Consider the following 15449-nt stretch of genomic DNA (forward strand, 5'->3'; position numbering starts at 1 on the left):
GAGGCGACAAGCATAAGATGAATTGGTCGGGAAGGCGCTCTTTGCCTTCTTGGCCAATTTAGCTTATGACCTCGAGCCTCTAGCCGCCGGAGCTGGATGACACCAAAAGCGCAGGCGGCTTGCCCAACACCGCCTAAATAATCTCCACTTCCCCAACAATAAAAAAAGGACCCTCCGAGAGAGTCCCTTCATCAAAAGCTATTACGCTTTGTTTACGTTAGTCGCTTGAAGTCCACGTTGACCTTGCTCAGTGTCAAATGTAACTTTTTGACCTTCGTCTAAAGATTTAAATCCTTCGCCTTGGATAGCTGAGAAATGTACGAATACATCTTCTCCACCTTCGATTTCGATGAAACCGAAACCTTTTTCTGCGTTAAACCATTTCACTGTACCTTGTTGCATAATTGTTTCCTCCTGTGTGGATTTGAATCCACGATTTATTACTATCGTTGCTCAATTAGATATCAAAGGCGAAAAGTTTAAATACTTTCTTTCCTTACAGACCGAACAAAAATAATTCTTACTTAGAATAACAGATAACCTGAGAAAAAGCAAATCCATTCCTATATTCTTTACAAACCAATGATCATCTCCCCTTATTTCATCAATTAACTCAGGCGGCTCATTTTGAAATAACCTTTGAATATTTACCCTTAAACTCTCTATCCGTAAAGGAGAAACCCATCCTTGTGTCGAAAGTAAAAGATAAAGGGGATGACCCAATGAATAAAATTGGATTATTAAAAAGTTTAAATCAAGCCAGCCGCGGAAACTTCTTTTCAATTGAAATTCCTATGACGTCAAAAGAAGAAGCGCAAACCATTGAAAATCTGGCACATGAGTTAGAAAAAGAAGGAAAAATCAAAATCAGGGAATGTGATCAGAAGGAAACATCTGTTTACATTCAAGGAATCATCAAGTATGCGTTAACATAATGGTGGAGGGTTGCCTGCAACTTGTACGACAGGCACCTCTTTTTTTTTGACAAATAAAAAAGGACTCTACGAGAGAGTCCTTCATCATAAAGCTATTACGCTTTGTTTACGTTAGTCGCTTGAAGTCCACGTTGACCTTGTTCAGTGTCAAATGTAACTTTTTGACCTTCGTCTAAAGATTTAAATCCTTCGCCTTGGATAGCTGAGAAATGTACGAATACATCTTCTCCACCTTCGATTTCGATGAAACCGAAACCTTTTTCTGCGTTAAACCATTTTACTGTACCTTCTTGCATGTGTGTATCCTCCTGTGTGGACTTTGCATCCACGATTTATTACTATTATTGCTCAATTAGATATCAAAGGCGAAAAGTTTAAATACTTTCATTCCTTACAGACCGAACAAAAATAATTCTTCTTTAGAATAACAGGAAATCGTAAAAAAAGCAAATGCTTTTGATACTTTTCTTTAAGACGCACCATAAAATCCTTTAACTTCCTATATAAAAAGCCCACTTCCCGAAAGGAAATGGACTTTCATATAACTACTTATCTTCGTGCTTACTCCCATGCTTCACGCCTTTACTTATATAAGGCTTGTTGCTTTTCTTCTTATTGGCCCCGGCCTTCCAGCGATTCCAGCCTTTCTTTCCTGTGCCTTGGCCCGTTCCGCTCTTTTTCTTTGGTTTACTCATTTTTTCACTCCGTTATGATAAGGTTCGTTCTTTCACGTTCGTCTCCATATCATAACACTTATTGGGGGTGTAGAGTACTTCTTGTTTATTCCACTTCTTTTTTCTGCCCTGTATAGATGTGAATCGCATCCCGTAAGAACTCGGCCATTCCCTCTTGTTCAGCGTCATAATAAGATGTGAACCGTTCATCGTCCACATACATTTGAGCAAGGCCGGCATGGGCTTCCTTGCTGTAATGCCCCCAGTAGAACGAGATCCATTGCTTATGGAGGTCAGCCGCTTTCTGGGCAGCATCGCTTGCAGGATCACCGGTTTGAAATGCTTCCCCTAAGGATTGTTTAATTTTCTTTTCCAGTTCTGTGACCATTTCATGGTCTTCCTGAGACATGTTCATGACTCTCGTATTGGATTCGTCCACTGCCTTGTCACCGTATTTTCCCCGCACTTCTTTTCCGTACTTTTTCTCGTTTTCTTCCACCATTTTCTCCTTGAATCCTTCAAACTTTTCTTTATCTGTCATGGTGATTCTCCCTTCCTTTACCCGTAATGTTTTATCTACATTCGCAATCAGTTGATCAAGTTGCGCGCGTCTGTCCAGTAAGATTTCCCGGTGTTCCCGTAAGGCATATGTTACGTCAAAGGCAGGATCATCCAGAATACCCTTGATTTCATCCAGTCCTACACCCAGTTCTTTGTAAAAGAGGATCTGCTGCAGGCGGTCAACTTCCTTCTGCCCGTATAGCCTATATCCTGACGAATTGGTCCTGGCCGGCTTCAGAAGCTCAATTTCATCATAATAGCGCAAGGTCCTCGTGCTCACACCAGCAATCTCCCCAAGTTTTTTGACGGTATATTCCATGATGTCACCTCCTGACAATTCTTACTTTACAGGTTGACGCTGCGTAAATGTAAAGGGGATATCGGAAAAAAGTTCGCGTTTTTTATCTTTCATAGGATAGCCCGACTGCACGGGATCTATTTAGTGGAATCCCTTGAAAATAAAGTGCCAGTCCGATATTCTTAGATTATTAATTATCAGTTTAAGGTTGTGTTGAGCATGCGTATCAATAAGTATATAAGTGAAGCTGGGAAGGCATCCAGACGCGGTGCAGATAAATTGATTACCGAAGGAAGAGTGACCATCAACGGGAAGATCGCGAAGATTGGCGATCAAGTGAATCCCGGCGATGATGTGAAGGTTAGCGGAGCTCCTGTCAGGGTAGCAAGAAATAATGTGTATATTGCATTAAATAAACCTGTTGGGATTACGAGTACAACTGAAAAGGGCGTCAAGGGGAATATTGTGGATCTCGTCAATCATCCGCTGCGTATTTTCAATATTGGACGACTGGACAAAGATTCAGATGGCTTGATTCTTCTGACGAACGATGGGGATATCGTCAATGAAATCCTCCGTGCGGAAAATCAGCATGAGAAAGAATATATCGTCACTGTTGACCGCCCGATTTCAGATGATTTCTTAAAGCAGATGTCAGAGGGCGTTAAGATTCTTGGAACGAAAACCCTGCCTTGTAATGTGGAGCAGGTGTCAAAATACGTGTTCCAAATCACGCTGACCCAAGGATTGAACCGACAGATCCGCCGCATGTGTGAAGCCCTTGGATATGAGGTCTACAGACTGCAGCGCACGCGTATCATGAATATTCAACTGGGGAATCTGCCTGTGGGACAATGGCGCGACCTTTCTAAGAAAGAGAAGACGCGACTGTTTCAAGATTTGGATTATGAACCGAAGGAATGGTAAACATTAAAGGGCCTGACCTCCACCGCGTTAATTGTTAACGCAAGTGGGGGTCAGGCCCTTATCTAGTTTTCACCCTGCAGGTGACTTCATCTTATTCATGATCATTGTAAAATAGTTCTTCACAGGGCCTGGCGGGTGGGAAATGTGGAATGAACCAGACTCCTGAGACTCCTTATCCTCTTCGATTAATTTCGGAGAATAGACCCGCTTCCCTTCCACTATGCTGCGAATCGAGGAAGTCAGCTCTTCACTTGGACTGTCCTTTAGTAAGTACCCACCTGCATCGAATTGTTGAGCCCGCTCTAAATAACCCTTTTTCGGGAAGGTCGTCAATACAAGCAGATGACATCCGACTGTCTTCACAGCTTCCAGAGGTCCGTCCCTCTCAAGCATTTCAATATCCATGATAAAGAGGTCCGGTTTTAATTGGTGAACAAGGGCGAGTGCTTCTTGCCCATCCTTTACCTGGCCGACTACTTCCATGTCGTCTTCCAGGTTGAGGATGGAGGTTATGGTTCCACGTAATAATTCCTGATCCTCTGCGATGACGATTCGAATCATGTAGGTTCACTCCTCTTAAAGGCCTTATCAAGTAAAGACTCCCCTTATATGAAAGGTTCATAAGGAGAGTCGGTCAGGATTATAATTCAGGTTTGGCTTCTGTTGAAATTCTTGATTTCGACTTATCCAGGGACTTAATACCTCTAAAGCTTACAAATGTTTTGTTTTCTTCATCCCAAAGCTTGAAACGTAGTGATTTTAAGCTTGTTAATAGGGAAATGGTTGGTACTTTTTGTAATGGCTCTGAGTTTTTATGTGCTTCTTCGAGTTTGTAGTTCGGTACTCTCGGACTTAGATGGTGAATATGGTGATAGCCGATGTTGCCTGTAAGGAATTGCATGAATTTTGGAAGCTTGTAGAAGGAGCTTCCTTCAACAGCCGCCAACACATATTGCCATTCTTTGTCTTCTTCGAAATACGAGTCTTCAAACGTATGCTGAACGTAGAACAACCAAATACCGATCGATCCTGAAACCATAAAGATGGATCCTTGTACAAGCAGGAATTCCTGCCAGCCCAGTGTCACACATAGAAGTGCGATGAGGGCTACGATGATCACGTTCACTAAATACGTGTTGTTACGTTCTTTCTTACGTGCATTTTTACGGTTAAATCTATTTTTCAGAAGGAATACATAAATCGGTCCTAATACAAACATAACGAACGGATTGCGGTAAAAGCGATACGCTAAACGAATCTTAAGAGGTGCTGCTAAATATTCATCAATCGTCAGCGTCCAGATATCACCTGTTCCACGCTTATCCAGATTCCCGCTTGTCGCGTGATGGACAGCATGCTCATGTCCCCACTGATCGAACGGGAATAGCGTCAATACACCCATAGCGGTTCCGACGATTCGATTTACGCGACGGCTTTTAAAGAAAGAGAAATGGGTACAATCATGAAAGATGATGAAGATTCGTGTCAGGAACCCTGCAGCGATCACGATTGGAACGAGTGCCAGCCAGTACGATACTGAAAGGCTTTGATACGCAAGAAACCATAATAGAAAGAATGGCCCCAGCGTGTTGATGATCTGCCATACACTTTCCTTTGTTGTTGACTTTTCATAAGGAGCAACTTCTTTTTTCAACGTTTTTATATTTGTCATGTCATAATTCCCTTCATTTAAGGCGTTGAATTCATTATAAGATAAGCGATATCATCGTGTTAGTAGTAGGTGTCATATGCTGGGCATGACAAATGTCATAAGGGAGAATTTGTCATGAGCCCACCAAAGCTCTTTCCCTTGCTACTACTGGATTCCCAACGATAGCAGGACGCTTCCAATTGGTTATATTATTTTTTGAGATTAGAAAAATATTCTTGTTAGGGGGATTTTTTATAGAGGTTTTATAAAAATAGCTTCAAAATAACAAAAAGAGCCTGGATTCATCCAGACTCTCTATCCTGATCATTCGCAAACCAGCACCTGCCGGACAAATCTTCCTTTACTCACTTCACAACGATCGACGATCTTGAAGCCCGCTTTTTCAATATTCGCGTCCACATCTTCCAAGGTAACGATTACGACCTTCTCTGCAAATCGTCTCGCACTGCGGAGCATGTCAAGCTGCTCGTCATTTGTAATCACTGAACAAAGATTGTAAGGTAGATCGATCACAGCTACATCATAGTGGTAGGTTACGTCGTTAATATCCTTTAAAGAGACATCCCCTTTGTATCCAAAATGAGCGATATTCTCTTTCACTCCATCGAGGATCAATGGATTGCGGTCACTCCCGACGATATCGATTCCCATGGATAGTGCCTCCACAAGGACCGTCCCTATTCCGCAGCACGGGTCGATCATTTTGATTCCTTCAGGGTTCGGTGCTGCGATATTCACGACGGCTCTTGCCACACGAGTGCTGAGTGCCGTCGAATAGCTGTGTGGCTTTTTCACATGGTGCAGCCAAACCGCTTCATTTCTCACATACTTGCCAAACACCCAGCGCTCATTGGTCTTCATCACCCCGAACCAAATGTCTGGATCGACTAACTCCGCTTCACCTTTTAGATGCATTCCTACTTCTTTTTCAATCTTGCGAAGCTTTTTGAAGCCTACTCTTTCCTCATCAAGATTTTGAACAAAAACGACTTTGAACCCATCAAGCGCTTCTAATTCTTCTATTTCTTCAAGTAGTTCTTGAAACTCTTTCCCTTCGCAGATAATCTCGATTCTCTCCCGGATAAAAGGACTTCTGCTGGGGTCTATTTTCACTGAACTTTCCAGAATGCTGGATTCAGGGCTCTTTCCGAATAACACTCTTCTTTCCAAGGCACATAGGGATTCCTCGTTCGGCTCCCATGAATAATGATAGATATATGTTTTCGTTTCTATTATGATCAACTCCGTGTGATGATAAAAATGTTGTGTTGCATTAGACCATTGTAACATAAAAAAAAGACCTGACCCCCGGGCATGCTTAGCATTTATGCACTGTCGGTCAGGACCCGTAATTATTTATTTTCCATCATGGAAATATACTCTTTCACCACTTCATAGACATACTCCTGATTCGACGATGCGGTTTCCGGGTTGTATGCTCCACCATTTGTCTTATTATTGGACAGTACACGGATGCCCAGGAACGCTACATCATAAGCACCTGCAATCTGTGCTGCTGCAGCCCCTTCCATTTCCTCTACAGAAGTACCGTATTTCTCATGGAACCATTGGATGCGGTCCACTTCATTATTCCACACGTCAGCAGAACCGATGGTACCTTCGACGACCTTTCCGTCGGTGTATGTATCCTTTACTGCTTTGGCAGCTTGGAGTAAGTCCTCGTCTCCATCGTAATAACGAATCTTTTCAGCATTTGGATCTTCACCTGCACTGCCTTCAGAAGCCATTAAGTCCATAGGCTTCCAGACGGTTGGATCAATTCCTTCGTTATCAGCTTTGTCAGCTGTTTTCAATGAACCCAGGTTCACGGTTCTTTCTCCTAATACGATATCAAATACATTCAGTTCAGGGTCATGTCCACCTGATGTTCCTTGGTTGATGATGGCGATCGGATCGTATTTCTCAATGGCTACCGCAGTAGCCGCCGCCGTGTTTTCCATCCCTTTGCCGGTTTTGGCAACGATGACAGGATAATCATCGAGCGTTCCTATGTAAAAAACAAATGATCCCGATTTTTCCTCTTTCACATTTTCTAATTTCCCTGCAAACTTTTCAGCTTCAATCGGCATTGGACCCTGAATCATAATGGGTCTCTCTGCCTTTTCTTCCTTAGCTGCAGTCTGTGAAGTGGAACTGCACCCAGTAAATAAGGATAATGCGAGTACGGATAATGATACAAATAAAGCCAGTTTCTTTTTCATCAAAATCTCTCCTTTTTCGTTTTTTTCTTGATGGTGATCTCTCGCTGTTCTGCCCAAAAGAAAAAGATCTAGAACATGTAGAGTGGTTTCTACTTTCCAGACCTTCGAAGTTAAAGTATACGTGAAATGACAGGAATGCCCATCACAAAATGGCAACGGCAAAAAACCGAAAAACCGAATACTTCAACTCGTAGTCCAGTTCTTATAATGGGAACCAGGTAGAAACACTCGGACCATATTACCGAGGATATACGAGTAACGATATGTAATTAGTACAGTGTTAATATAACAAACCCTCCTTCGATAATCAACCAAAATACGAATTTTATTTAAATTTAACATTTTAATGTTCGTGTTTTAGCGAACCCCTCCCAACTCATCCCCATCTTGATCACTCTTAAATTTGATATATAAAAAGAGAATAATATAATGAAAGAATGATACACAAAAAAACAACGGGGTGAAAAACATGAAAATCGGACTTATTGGATTGGGAGACATCGCCAAGAAAGCCTACCTGCCAGTTCTCTCTGAAAAAGAAGGCATCGAGCTGGTGCTTTGCACAAGAAATGTTGAAACTCTAAATGCTCTGGCAGATAAATATCGGATACAGGAAAAGGTTCAGAATGTGGAAGAACTGATTTCAGCCAACATTGACGCGGCATTTGTGAGTACCGCTACCGAAGCCCACTTTGAAATAACGGAAAAACTACTACAGAACGGCATCAACGTATACATAGACAAGCCGATTTCCTTGAACCTTTACGAAACCGAAAGAATCGTTCAGCTTGCAAAAGAAAGTGAAAAAATCGCCATGGTCGGTTTCAACAGACGATTCATTCCAAAAGTGAGAGAGCTAAGGGAGCATGGCAACCCGAGCTTCCTTCTTATGCAAAAAAACAGATACGCCCTACCTGATTACGCCAGAAGGTTCGTCGTAGAAGATTTCATCCATGTCGTCGATACGCTGCGTTTCTTAATGGATACAGAGGTCCAGGATGTAAAGGTTCAGTATTTAAAAAAGGATGACATGCTCCACCACTTAGTCGTCCAGCTCATCGGTAAGGAATGCACCGCAGTCGGGATCATGAACCGGGACGGCGGTGTGACGGAAGAAATCATCGAGTACTCGGCAGGCCATCATAAATATGTCGTCAACAGTCTCGTTGAAACGACTCATTATCATAATAAAGAAGTAAGCCTTTCTTCATTTGGAGATTGGGAGCCTACTTTGTATAAGCGAGGATTTTATGATTTAGTGGATCATTTCATAGACTGTGTGGAAAATGGTACAACCCCTGACCCATCGATTGAGGATTCGCTGGTTACCCATGAGATTTGTGAGAGGATCGTCGGGATGATTGAATAGAAGAGCAGAGGGATAAGCTCCAGTTCGGGAAAGGGGGGCGTTGGGAGAAAGGATGATCCTGTTCCAACGCCCCCTTTTTAAAACAAAGGGTTTTTCTCTATTTGCAACCAATGCTCAGATTTCTCCATCTCTCCAGCCAACTGCAACAGCAGATCTTCTCTGCCTTTTGCTGCCATCACCTGAACTCCGACGGGCAACCCTTCAGAAGTTTGATGTATCGGAAGTGACATGGACGGCTGTCCTGTTAAATTGGCCAACTGTGTAAAAGGGGTACGCATCAGATTCTTCTGTGCAATCTGATCAACGATCCCAATCTTTTTCACCAGTCTTCTGAGTCCCAATTTCCCTACTGAACTGATCAAGAATTTCTCTGATTGGGTCGGCTCCAGCTCTCCTATCTTGGCTGGAGGAAAAGCGGTAGTAGGAGTAAGGTAGAAATCATACGTTTCATGTAATATTTCCATTTGATAGGCTGCTTTGTCCCACTCCCTAATACTCAGGATGAATTCTTCTGCAGGAGTGGCCTTTCCGATCATACCCAGGAGCCAGGTGGAAGGTTCCACATCAGTGTAAGTAGCTTTTCGTCCCAGCACTTCTTCCAACGAAGTTAACAATGCAGCGGTTTCTCCAAAATACATGGTTAAGAAACTTCTCGCAATCTTATGTCCATCCACAGGCACCTCTTTTTCTTCCACATCATGACCCATGGACTCTAGTACTTTAGCAGCTTTCACAACAGCCTTTTCGCATTCGGGATGTACTTCAGTTCCTATGGGAGAAGCTGTGGAATAGGCAATCTTTAATTTCTTGCCTAATGGGGTTTGGGATGCTTCCAAGTATCTCCCTTCAAATGGTGGAGCATAAAAAGCAGCAGACTTTTCATACGTTCGTAATTCATCCAGCATGGCAGCACTATCCCTGACCGATCGGGTTAAAACATGCTCAACAGAGGCACCCTGCCATGTTCTTCCGTAGGTGGGACCAACAGGTGTTCTACCCCTGGTTGGCTTCAAACCAAATAACCCGCAATAGGCAGCAGGGATTCTGATAGATCCCCCACCATCATTGGCACCCGCAATCGGAACAATGCCGGATGCTACCGCAGCTGCTGAACCGCCACTAGAACCTCCGGGTGTATAATCCAGGTTCCACGGATTTCTTGTCGCACCGTAATGTGAAGGCTCCGTAACAGCCACTAAAGCAAATTCAGGTACATTCGTCTGCCCCAGAATAACCACGCCAGCTTCCCGCAATCTCCTGGTATACTCTGAATCTGTCTTCGCTCGGTAGCTTCGAAGAGATCTTGATCCTGCTGTCATGGGCTCCCCTTCCATCTCTTGAGTGATATTTTTCAATAGCATCGGTACACCGGCGAAGGCCCCAGTAAGCTTTTTGTCTGCAACCTCCCTCGCCTGTTCATACATTTTATGAATCACTGCGTTCAACTTCGGGTTGTGGGCTTCTGTTCTTTTAATGGCCTCTTCAACCAATTCTCTAGGATGAACCTCTTTTTTCTTCACTAATTCTGCGAGCCCTAAACCGTCGTAGTTTTTATAATGAAAACCCTGCATCCTGCTCACCCCTATTGACTATGTATCTATGACTTTCTACATAATAGGAGAATTTCCTTTTTTTAATAGAAATCAATCACACTGCAGCCTAAAAAAGTTGGTAGTCCCCCAAAATTGTAGCACCTATGATTGAGGGCAGTGTCTGGATCCAGCAGTTACTTGCCGATGGATACTGGTATAAAAGACTCAAAAAAGAGGTCAAATACCCACGGTTTATTTTCAGATAATTGTTACTATTGAGTGATATACGTCTTTTGATCACTCTTGTATACTTTTAATCGAAACGTTTCACTAAATTGAAAGGAAGTGTCCTATTTGAAGAAATATTTTTCATTGCTGTTAGTTTTATTGCTAATCGTCAGCGCTACGCTCCCAGCTGCGGCTTCTGCAAAGAACACAAACAAAGGAAAAGAGATCGCTTTATCCAAACAATTGAAAGCGATTTCAAAAAATACCTATCGATACTTCGAAGATTTTACAGATAAGAAAACGGGACTCACTTACGATGCCGTCCGAATGGATAACGGGGAAATCAATGCCCAGAAATTCACTTCTCCCACGAACATTGCCATGTATATGATGAGTACGATTTCAGCGGAGGAAGTCGGCCTGATCTCACGTGAAGAAGCCGTGACCAATATCGAAAAGACGTTGAATTCATTAAAAGATATGGACAAATGGAACGGATTATTTTACAACTGGTACTATACAGAAGATGCAACGCTCATGACGGATTGGGGTCAATTCATCTCAACTGTAGATAATGGATGGCTGTCTGCAGGACTCGTTGTAGTGGGACAAGCGTATCCGGAACTCTATGAAGAGACCCACGCATTAGTTGAAGACATGGATTATTCCACTCTTTACACACCTGAAGTAGGACAAATGCGGGGCGGATATGATGTAGCAACCGAGAGCTATACTGCTCACCATTACGGTGCCTTTTATACGGAACCACGCGTTGCAAGTTACATCGCAATCGGGAAAGAAGATGTACCGGAAGAACATTGGTGGAGAATGTTCCGCACCATGCCTGAAAGCTGGGATTGGCAGGCTCAAATTCCAGAAGGATATACAGAAACTTATGATGGTGTAGATGTCTTCGAAGGACATTACAGTTACAAGGGCACCAAATATGTACCAAGCTGGGGAGGAAGCATGTTTGAAGCATTGATGCCACAGCTTGTACTAAAGGAGAAAGAACTTGGGAAGAACGCACTCGGCTTGAACAATAAGCGTCATGTAGACATCCAGATTCAATATGCTAAAGAGCAAGGATATGCAGCCTGGGGCATGTCACCAGCAGCCACACCAGATAATTATTCAGAATTTGCCGCTACTCCATTAGGTATGGACGGTTATAAGTCTGATGGTACTGTCACTCCACACGCCACTTTCCTGGCACTGGAATACGCACCGATGGAAGCGTTCAATAACATCCAGGCGTTGAAACGTTTCGATATGTACGGGAAATACGGGTTCCTTGATTCAGTCAATGTAGAGACAGGAGAAGTGACACAAGCCTACCTCGCTTTAGATCAAGGTATGACAATGGTCTCAATCGTCAATTATTTAAAAGATGGAGTCATCAGAGATTACTTCCATCAAGATCAAATCGGGAAATCTCCAGAAGACCTGTTAATGAAAGAAACATTTTCGATTCAATAATCAATGAATTTAACTTTCACTAAACGGAAAGTCCAAGTATTTCTGCTTGGGCTTTTTATCTTTTCCCAAGGTAGAAACAGTTTGAAAGATTATATCGGAGTAAGACGGGGAACATCTATACTAAAACTAAAAAGGAGTATAGATCATGCCAGAAGGTCCGGAAATCAGACGAGCCGCAGATTCGGTTGAGCGTGCTCTTAAAAATAAAACCGTGGAAGATATTTATTTTGCCTTCCCTCATTTAGAAGACTACGAGGATCTGCTAAAGGGGTCAATCGTGACAAGAGTGGACACAAAAGGAAAAGCCATGCTCATCCGCTTTGACAACGGGTACACCATTTACTCCCACAATCAGCTTTACGGGAAATGGTATATCAGAAGCACATATAACTACCCCAAAACAAACCGACAGCTCAGGTTGGCTCTACATAATGAAAAAAAGTCGGCACTTCTCTATAGTGCATCGGATATCGAGGTTCTTCGTGACGAAGAAGTGCCCGGGCATCCATTCGTCTCAAAAGTGGGACCCGATCTTTTAAGCGAAGAGGTATCAGTGGATGAGCTGATGGAACGGATGAAGGACAAACGATTCCGAAATCGCAAATGGGCGATTCTATTGCTCGATCAAGGTTTCGTAGCCGGAATCGGGAATTATTTGCGATCTGAAATCATGTTTGTTGCTGGCATACATCCTTCCCTCAGGCCAGTCGACTGTACACAGGATCAGTTAAACAAAGCAGCTCATGCTGTCATGGATTTAGTAAAGCAATCGTATGAGACTGGTGGGATCACCAATGATCCCGACCTTGCACAAAAGCTGAAAGGCCAAGGGGTGAAGCGCTCCCGCTATCGTCACTGGGTCTTTAACCGGGAAGGTGAATCTTGCTTCATCTGTGGGAGTGAAATCGAGAAGACGGTGGCAGCTTCAAGAAGGATGTACTATTGTCCGGTTTGTCAGGGAATCGAAGGATAACGCAATATTTATCAATCCATTTGTTCCTTGAATCGTCAAATAAGGCCTGCCCCCACACGATAATGGAGTTAACGTGTTGGGACAGGCCTGGTTTCGTATTTATCGGGCGGAACGAACGGCTCTCTTCAATTCTCTCGCCGCTTCTCTGATGTTTTCGGCCCCTGATATGGCCGAGATCACCGAGATTCCGTCGGCACCAGCTTCAATGACTTCTTTGGCATTCATTGAACTGATGCCTCCAATCCCCACAATCGGGATAGAAATATCGTTTATTCGAAAGCTTTTGATGATGTCCAAGCCGTGAATTTTGACTATGTCGTCTTTTGAAAGGGTGGGATAGATGGAACCAAGTCCTAAATAATCCGCCCCATCGTCAATCGCCTGCTGCGCTTCGGCAAGTGTATGAGTGGAAACCCCAAGCCATTTGTCACCGATTTTATCCCGTACGATGCTTGCCCTTTCGTCTTCCTGACCGATATGAATGCCATCAGCATCGATGGCTAAAGCCAATTCCACATCGTCATTTACGATGAAAGGGATCCCGGCGTCCTTGCATACCTTCTGAAGTTTCTTAGCAAGTTTCATCTTTTCCTGTCCTTCTAAGGCACCGAGCCCTTTTTCCCGGAATTGAAAGAGGGTTATGCCTCCTTCTATTGCCTGTTCTAACACATAAACCGGATCCTTCATGCAGTTTGTGCTTCCCATAATAAAATAAAGAGTAAGAGAATCCTTTAATTGCTCCCGTTTATCGATCATTTACGTTCGCCTGATGCCTTCTTATTATAAGCCCAATGATTCGTCGGGCCATGACCATTCCCAATTCCAAGCGGGTCTTCAATGGCTGCCCGGATAAAACCTTTCCCCGTCTTGACCGCTTCCTTGATGTCCATTCCTTGAGCTAATTGAGCTGTAATCGCAGCCGAGAAGGTGCATCCAGTTCCATGCGTATGAGGTGTCTCGATTCTCGGTGAGACCATTTCCACAAATTCCTCCCCATCATAAAAGAGGTCGATTACCTGCTCGCCATCAGCATGTCCGCCTTTTATGACGACGGATCCGGCACCCATTTCAATCAGGATCTTTGAGGCGTCTTTTCGATCGTCCAATGTTTCAATCTTTATACCGGTGATGACTTCCGCTTCAGGTAAATTGGGTGTAATGACAGCAGAAAGAGGTATTAATTGTTCCTTTAACGCACGAACGGCTTCATCTTGTAAAAGCTTGGCTCCGCCTTTTGCAATCATGACAGGATCCACCACAAGATTCGTCCAGCCATAATGACGGATTCGTTCACTTACTGCCTCAATGACTTCGCCGGAATGCAACATGCCTGTTTTTACCGCATGTGGTCCCAGGTCCTGGCCAATAGAATCCATTTGCTGAACGATTCCTTCCATGGAAACGGGATACACTCCTTGAACGCCTAATGTGTTTTGAGCGGTTACGGCAGTGATGACCGACATCCCATAGGAACCAAGCTCCTGGAATGTTTTTATATCTGCCTGAATGCCGGCTCCCCCGCCACTATCAGAACCTGCTATCGTCAATGCCTTATATACAGACATGATTGTACCACCCTTCCTCTTTAGATTCTCTCTACTTTTGCAAGTGCAGCATCTTCTTCTCGAATGGAGGAAAGTTGATCGATGAATTCAATTTGAAAACTTCCCGGACCTTTTTCAGATGTCACACCTGCTGCTTTTTCTGCTGCTATTCCATAAACGGCAACTGCCGTTACAGCAGCTTTTAATAGATCTTTCTCAATGGCTGCAAAGGCACCGATGACCGAAGATAATAAACAGCCCGTCCCCGTGACCTTCGTTAAAATGGGATGACCATTCGCCACTGAATAGGTTCCTTGCAGGTTTGAGATGATATCGGTTTTCCCGGTTATGACAATCGTACAATCCAATTGCGCCGCCGCCTTTTGGGCTAATTCCAACGTGTCTCCCCCATCAGAACCGGCGTCCACACCTTTGATCGTCCATTGTTCTCCTGCAACATGAGCCACTTCCGCTGCGTTCCCTCTTAAGATGGAGACGTTTACTTCATTCAGAATTTTCCTTGCCATTTCCGTGCGGAAGAAAGTCGCCCCTGCTCCAACCGGATCCAATACAACAGGTATCCCTTTTTCATTGGCCGCTTTTCCAGCGATGATCATGCTATCGATGATGTCTGTCGATAAGGTTCCAATATTAAGGACAAGGGCTCCTGCCAACTTCGCCATATCCCCTACTTCTTCTTTCGCATAGGCCATCACAGGAGATGCCCCGATAGAAAGCAAACCATTGGCCGTAAAATTCGTGACCACTACGTTTGTAATATTATGTACTAATGGATTTTCTTCTCGTACTTTCTGAACTAAATCATACATTCTCCTTGTTCCTCCTTTGTCATTATGAAAGAAAGACGGGACCTGCCCTGATATGCTACTACTATAGCATATCAATGTAGAATCCAAATGAGAAAACACTTCAAAATGGGAAATCGAGTAGGAGGGGGTGACTAACCCCCGACCTCTCACACCACCGTACGTACGGACCCGTATACGGCGGTTTCTTTAAGGTTGACGTATCGTT

The 15449-nt window shown here is 43.6% G+C and carries 17 protein-coding genes and 1 riboswitch; of the genes, 5 read left to right on the forward strand and 12 right to left on the reverse strand.

All coding sequences use genetic code 11. The features are described from left to right. Positions 1-201 precede the first annotated feature (201 nt). Positions 202-402: a cold-shock protein gene (locus DET59_RS18615; protein WP_064094055.1), complete on the reverse strand. Its 201-nt coding sequence runs from the start codon at positions 400-402 to the stop codon at positions 202-204. 287 nt (positions 403-689) lie between these two features. Here DET59_RS18615 and DET59_RS18620 point away from each other — a divergent pair, with 287 nt between their 5' ends. After that, a complete protein-coding gene (locus DET59_RS18620; RefSeq protein WP_113971097.1) occupies positions 690-935 on the forward strand; it encodes a hypothetical protein in 246 nt (81 codons plus the stop codon). Between the two features lie 95 nt (positions 936-1030). On the opposite strand, the gene DET59_RS18625 is transcribed toward DET59_RS18620, so the two are convergent. The 3 genes from DET59_RS18625 to DET59_RS18635 all read right to left on the reverse strand — a co-directional run bounded on the left by DET59_RS18625 (position 1031) and on the right by DET59_RS18635 (position 2489). Then, entirely contained in the window at positions 1031-1231 is a 201-nt protein-coding gene (locus DET59_RS18625) for a cold-shock protein (RefSeq protein ID WP_060671790.1), read from the reverse strand. A 249-nt stretch (positions 1232-1480) separates the two neighbouring features. Next, entirely contained in the window at positions 1481-1630 is a 150-nt protein-coding gene (locus DET59_RS18630; protein ID WP_113971098.1) for a DUF3934 family protein, read from the reverse strand. 85 nt (positions 1631-1715) lie between these two features. Beyond that, a complete protein-coding gene (locus DET59_RS18635; protein WP_113971099.1) occupies positions 1716-2489 on the reverse strand; it encodes a MerR family transcriptional regulator in 774 nt (257 codons plus the stop codon). Between the two features lie 198 nt (positions 2490-2687). On the opposite strand from DET59_RS18635, the gene rluF reads away from it, so the two are divergent. Next, complete coding sequence (rluF, locus tag DET59_RS18640; RefSeq protein ID WP_113971100.1) at positions 2688-3395, forward strand: 23S rRNA pseudouridine(2604) synthase RluF; 708 nt, start codon at positions 2688-2690, stop codon at positions 3393-3395. A 69-nt stretch (positions 3396-3464) separates the two neighbouring features. Here the strand turns inward: rluF and DET59_RS18645 are convergent, their stop codons facing one another. The 4 genes from DET59_RS18645 to DET59_RS18660 form a co-directional block, all read right to left on the reverse strand. Then, positions 3465-3956, reverse strand: coding sequence for a response regulator (locus DET59_RS18645; protein ID WP_113971101.1), 492 nt, complete (start codon positions 3954-3956; stop codon positions 3465-3467). Between the two features lie 79 nt (positions 3957-4035). Then, positions 4036-5067, reverse strand: a complete 1032-nt coding sequence (desA, locus tag DET59_RS18650; protein ID WP_113971102.1) for a Delta(5) desaturase DesA — start codon at positions 5065-5067, stop codon at positions 4036-4038. Positions 5068-5370: 303 nt separating this feature from the next. Further along, entirely contained in the window at positions 5371-6357 is a 987-nt protein-coding gene (locus DET59_RS18655) for a TRM11 family SAM-dependent methyltransferase (RefSeq protein ID WP_113971103.1), read from the reverse strand. Between the two features lie 62 nt (positions 6358-6419). Beyond that, the gene (locus DET59_RS18660) at positions 6420-7289 is read right to left on the reverse strand and encodes a 5'-methylthioadenosine/S-adenosylhomocysteine nucleosidase (RefSeq protein WP_113971104.1); all 870 of its coding nucleotides are present in this window, start codon (positions 7287-7289) and stop codon (positions 6420-6422) included. Between the two features lie 171 nt (positions 7290-7460). Beyond that, positions 7461-7564, reverse strand: a riboswitch (purine riboswitch). 194 nt (positions 7565-7758) lie between these two features. Here DET59_RS18660 and DET59_RS18665 point away from each other — a divergent pair. After that, positions 7759-8658, forward strand: coding sequence for a Gfo/Idh/MocA family protein (locus tag DET59_RS18665; protein WP_113971105.1), 900 nt, complete (start codon positions 7759-7761; stop codon positions 8656-8658). 77 nt (positions 8659-8735) lie between these two features. Here the strand turns inward: DET59_RS18665 and DET59_RS18670 are convergent, their stop codons facing one another. After that, positions 8736-10229, reverse strand: a complete 1494-nt coding sequence (locus tag DET59_RS18670; protein ID WP_113971106.1) for an amidase family protein — start codon at positions 10227-10229, stop codon at positions 8736-8738. A gap of 315 nt (positions 10230-10544) precedes the next feature. On the opposite strand from DET59_RS18670, the gene DET59_RS18675 reads away from it, so the two are divergent. Together DET59_RS18675 and nei are read left to right on the forward strand one after the other, a co-directional pair. Then, complete coding sequence (locus tag DET59_RS18675; protein ID WP_113971107.1) at positions 10545-11897, forward strand: glucoamylase family protein; 1353 nt, start codon at positions 10545-10547, stop codon at positions 11895-11897. 145 nt (positions 11898-12042) lie between these two features. Continuing rightward, on the forward strand, positions 12043-12870 hold the full coding sequence (gene nei / locus DET59_RS18680) for an endonuclease VIII (protein ID WP_113971108.1): 828 nt from the start codon (positions 12043-12045) through the stop codon (positions 12868-12870). Between the two features lie 99 nt (positions 12871-12969). Here nei and thiE read toward each other — a convergent pair whose 3' ends face one another. From thiE to thiM, 3 genes are read right to left on the reverse strand one after another with little or no spacing between them, the layout of a single operon-like run. Further along, a complete protein-coding gene (gene thiE, locus DET59_RS18685; protein WP_113971109.1) occupies positions 12970-13626 on the reverse strand; it encodes a thiamine phosphate synthase in 657 nt (218 codons plus the stop codon). Beyond that, entirely contained in the window at positions 13623-14435 is an 813-nt protein-coding gene (gene thiD, locus DET59_RS18690; RefSeq protein WP_113971110.1) for a bifunctional hydroxymethylpyrimidine kinase/phosphomethylpyrimidine kinase, read from the reverse strand. The genes thiE and thiD overlap by 4 nt, the downstream gene beginning before the upstream one ends. A gap of 20 nt (positions 14436-14455) precedes the next feature. Then, positions 14456-15244, reverse strand: coding sequence for a hydroxyethylthiazole kinase (thiM, locus tag DET59_RS18695; protein ID WP_113971111.1), 789 nt, complete (start codon positions 15242-15244; stop codon positions 14456-14458). Between the last annotated feature and the right edge of the window lie 205 nt (positions 15245-15449).

Origin of the sequence: Rossellomorea aquimaris, from assembly GCF_003315075.1 — a bacterium.
Lineage (GTDB): Bacteria > Bacillota > Bacilli > Bacillales > Bacillaceae_B > Rossellomorea > Rossellomorea aquimaris_C.

Bases quoted from the DNA above. Each gene is read 5' to 3' on its own strand.
- DET59_RS18615 (WP_064094055.1), bottom strand. From the start codon at position 402: ATGCAACAAGGTACAGTGAAATGGTTTAACGCAGAAAAAGGTTTCGGT.
- DET59_RS18625 (WP_060671790.1), bottom strand. From the start codon at position 1,231: ATGCAAGAAGGTACAGTAAAATGGTTTAACGCAGAAAAAGGTTTCGGT.
- DET59_RS18630 (WP_113971098.1), bottom strand. From the start codon at position 1,630: ATGAGTAAACCAAAGAAAAAGAGCGGAACGGGCCAAGGCACAGGAAAG.
- DET59_RS18635 (WP_113971099.1), bottom strand. From the start codon at position 2,489: ATGGAATATACCGTCAAAAAACTTGGGGAGATTGCTGGTGTGAGCACG.
- rluF (WP_113971100.1), top strand. From the start codon at position 2,688: ATGCGTATCAATAAGTATATAAGTGAAGCTGGGAAGGCATCCAGACGC.
- DET59_RS18645 (WP_113971101.1), bottom strand. From the start codon at position 3,956: ATGATTCGAATCGTCATCGCAGAGGATCAGGAATTATTACGTGGAACC.
- desA (WP_113971102.1), bottom strand. From the start codon at position 5,067: ATGACAAATATAAAAACGTTGAAAAAAGAAGTTGCTCCTTATGAAAAG.
- DET59_RS18655 (WP_113971103.1), bottom strand. From the start codon at position 6,357: ATGTTACAATGGTCTAATGCAACACAACATTTTTATCATCACACGGAG.
- DET59_RS18660 (WP_113971104.1), bottom strand. From the start codon at position 7,289: ATGAAAAAGAAACTGGCTTTATTTGTATCATTATCCGTACTCGCATTA.
- DET59_RS18665 (WP_113971105.1), top strand. From the start codon at position 7,759: ATGAAAATCGGACTTATTGGATTGGGAGACATCGCCAAGAAAGCCTAC.
- DET59_RS18670 (WP_113971106.1), bottom strand. From the start codon at position 10,229: ATGCAGGGTTTTCATTATAAAAACTACGACGGTTTAGGGCTCGCAGAA.
- nei (WP_113971108.1), top strand. From the start codon at position 12,043: ATGCCAGAAGGTCCGGAAATCAGACGAGCCGCAGATTCGGTTGAGCGT.
- thiE (WP_113971109.1), bottom strand. From the start codon at position 13,626: ATGATCGATAAACGGGAGCAATTAAAGGATTCTCTTACTCTTTATTTT.
- thiD (WP_113971110.1), bottom strand. From the start codon at position 14,435: ATGTCTGTATATAAGGCATTGACGATAGCAGGTTCTGATAGTGGCGGG.
- thiM (WP_113971111.1), bottom strand. From the start codon at position 15,244: ATGTATGATTTAGTTCAGAAAGTACGAGAAGAAAATCCATTAGTACAT.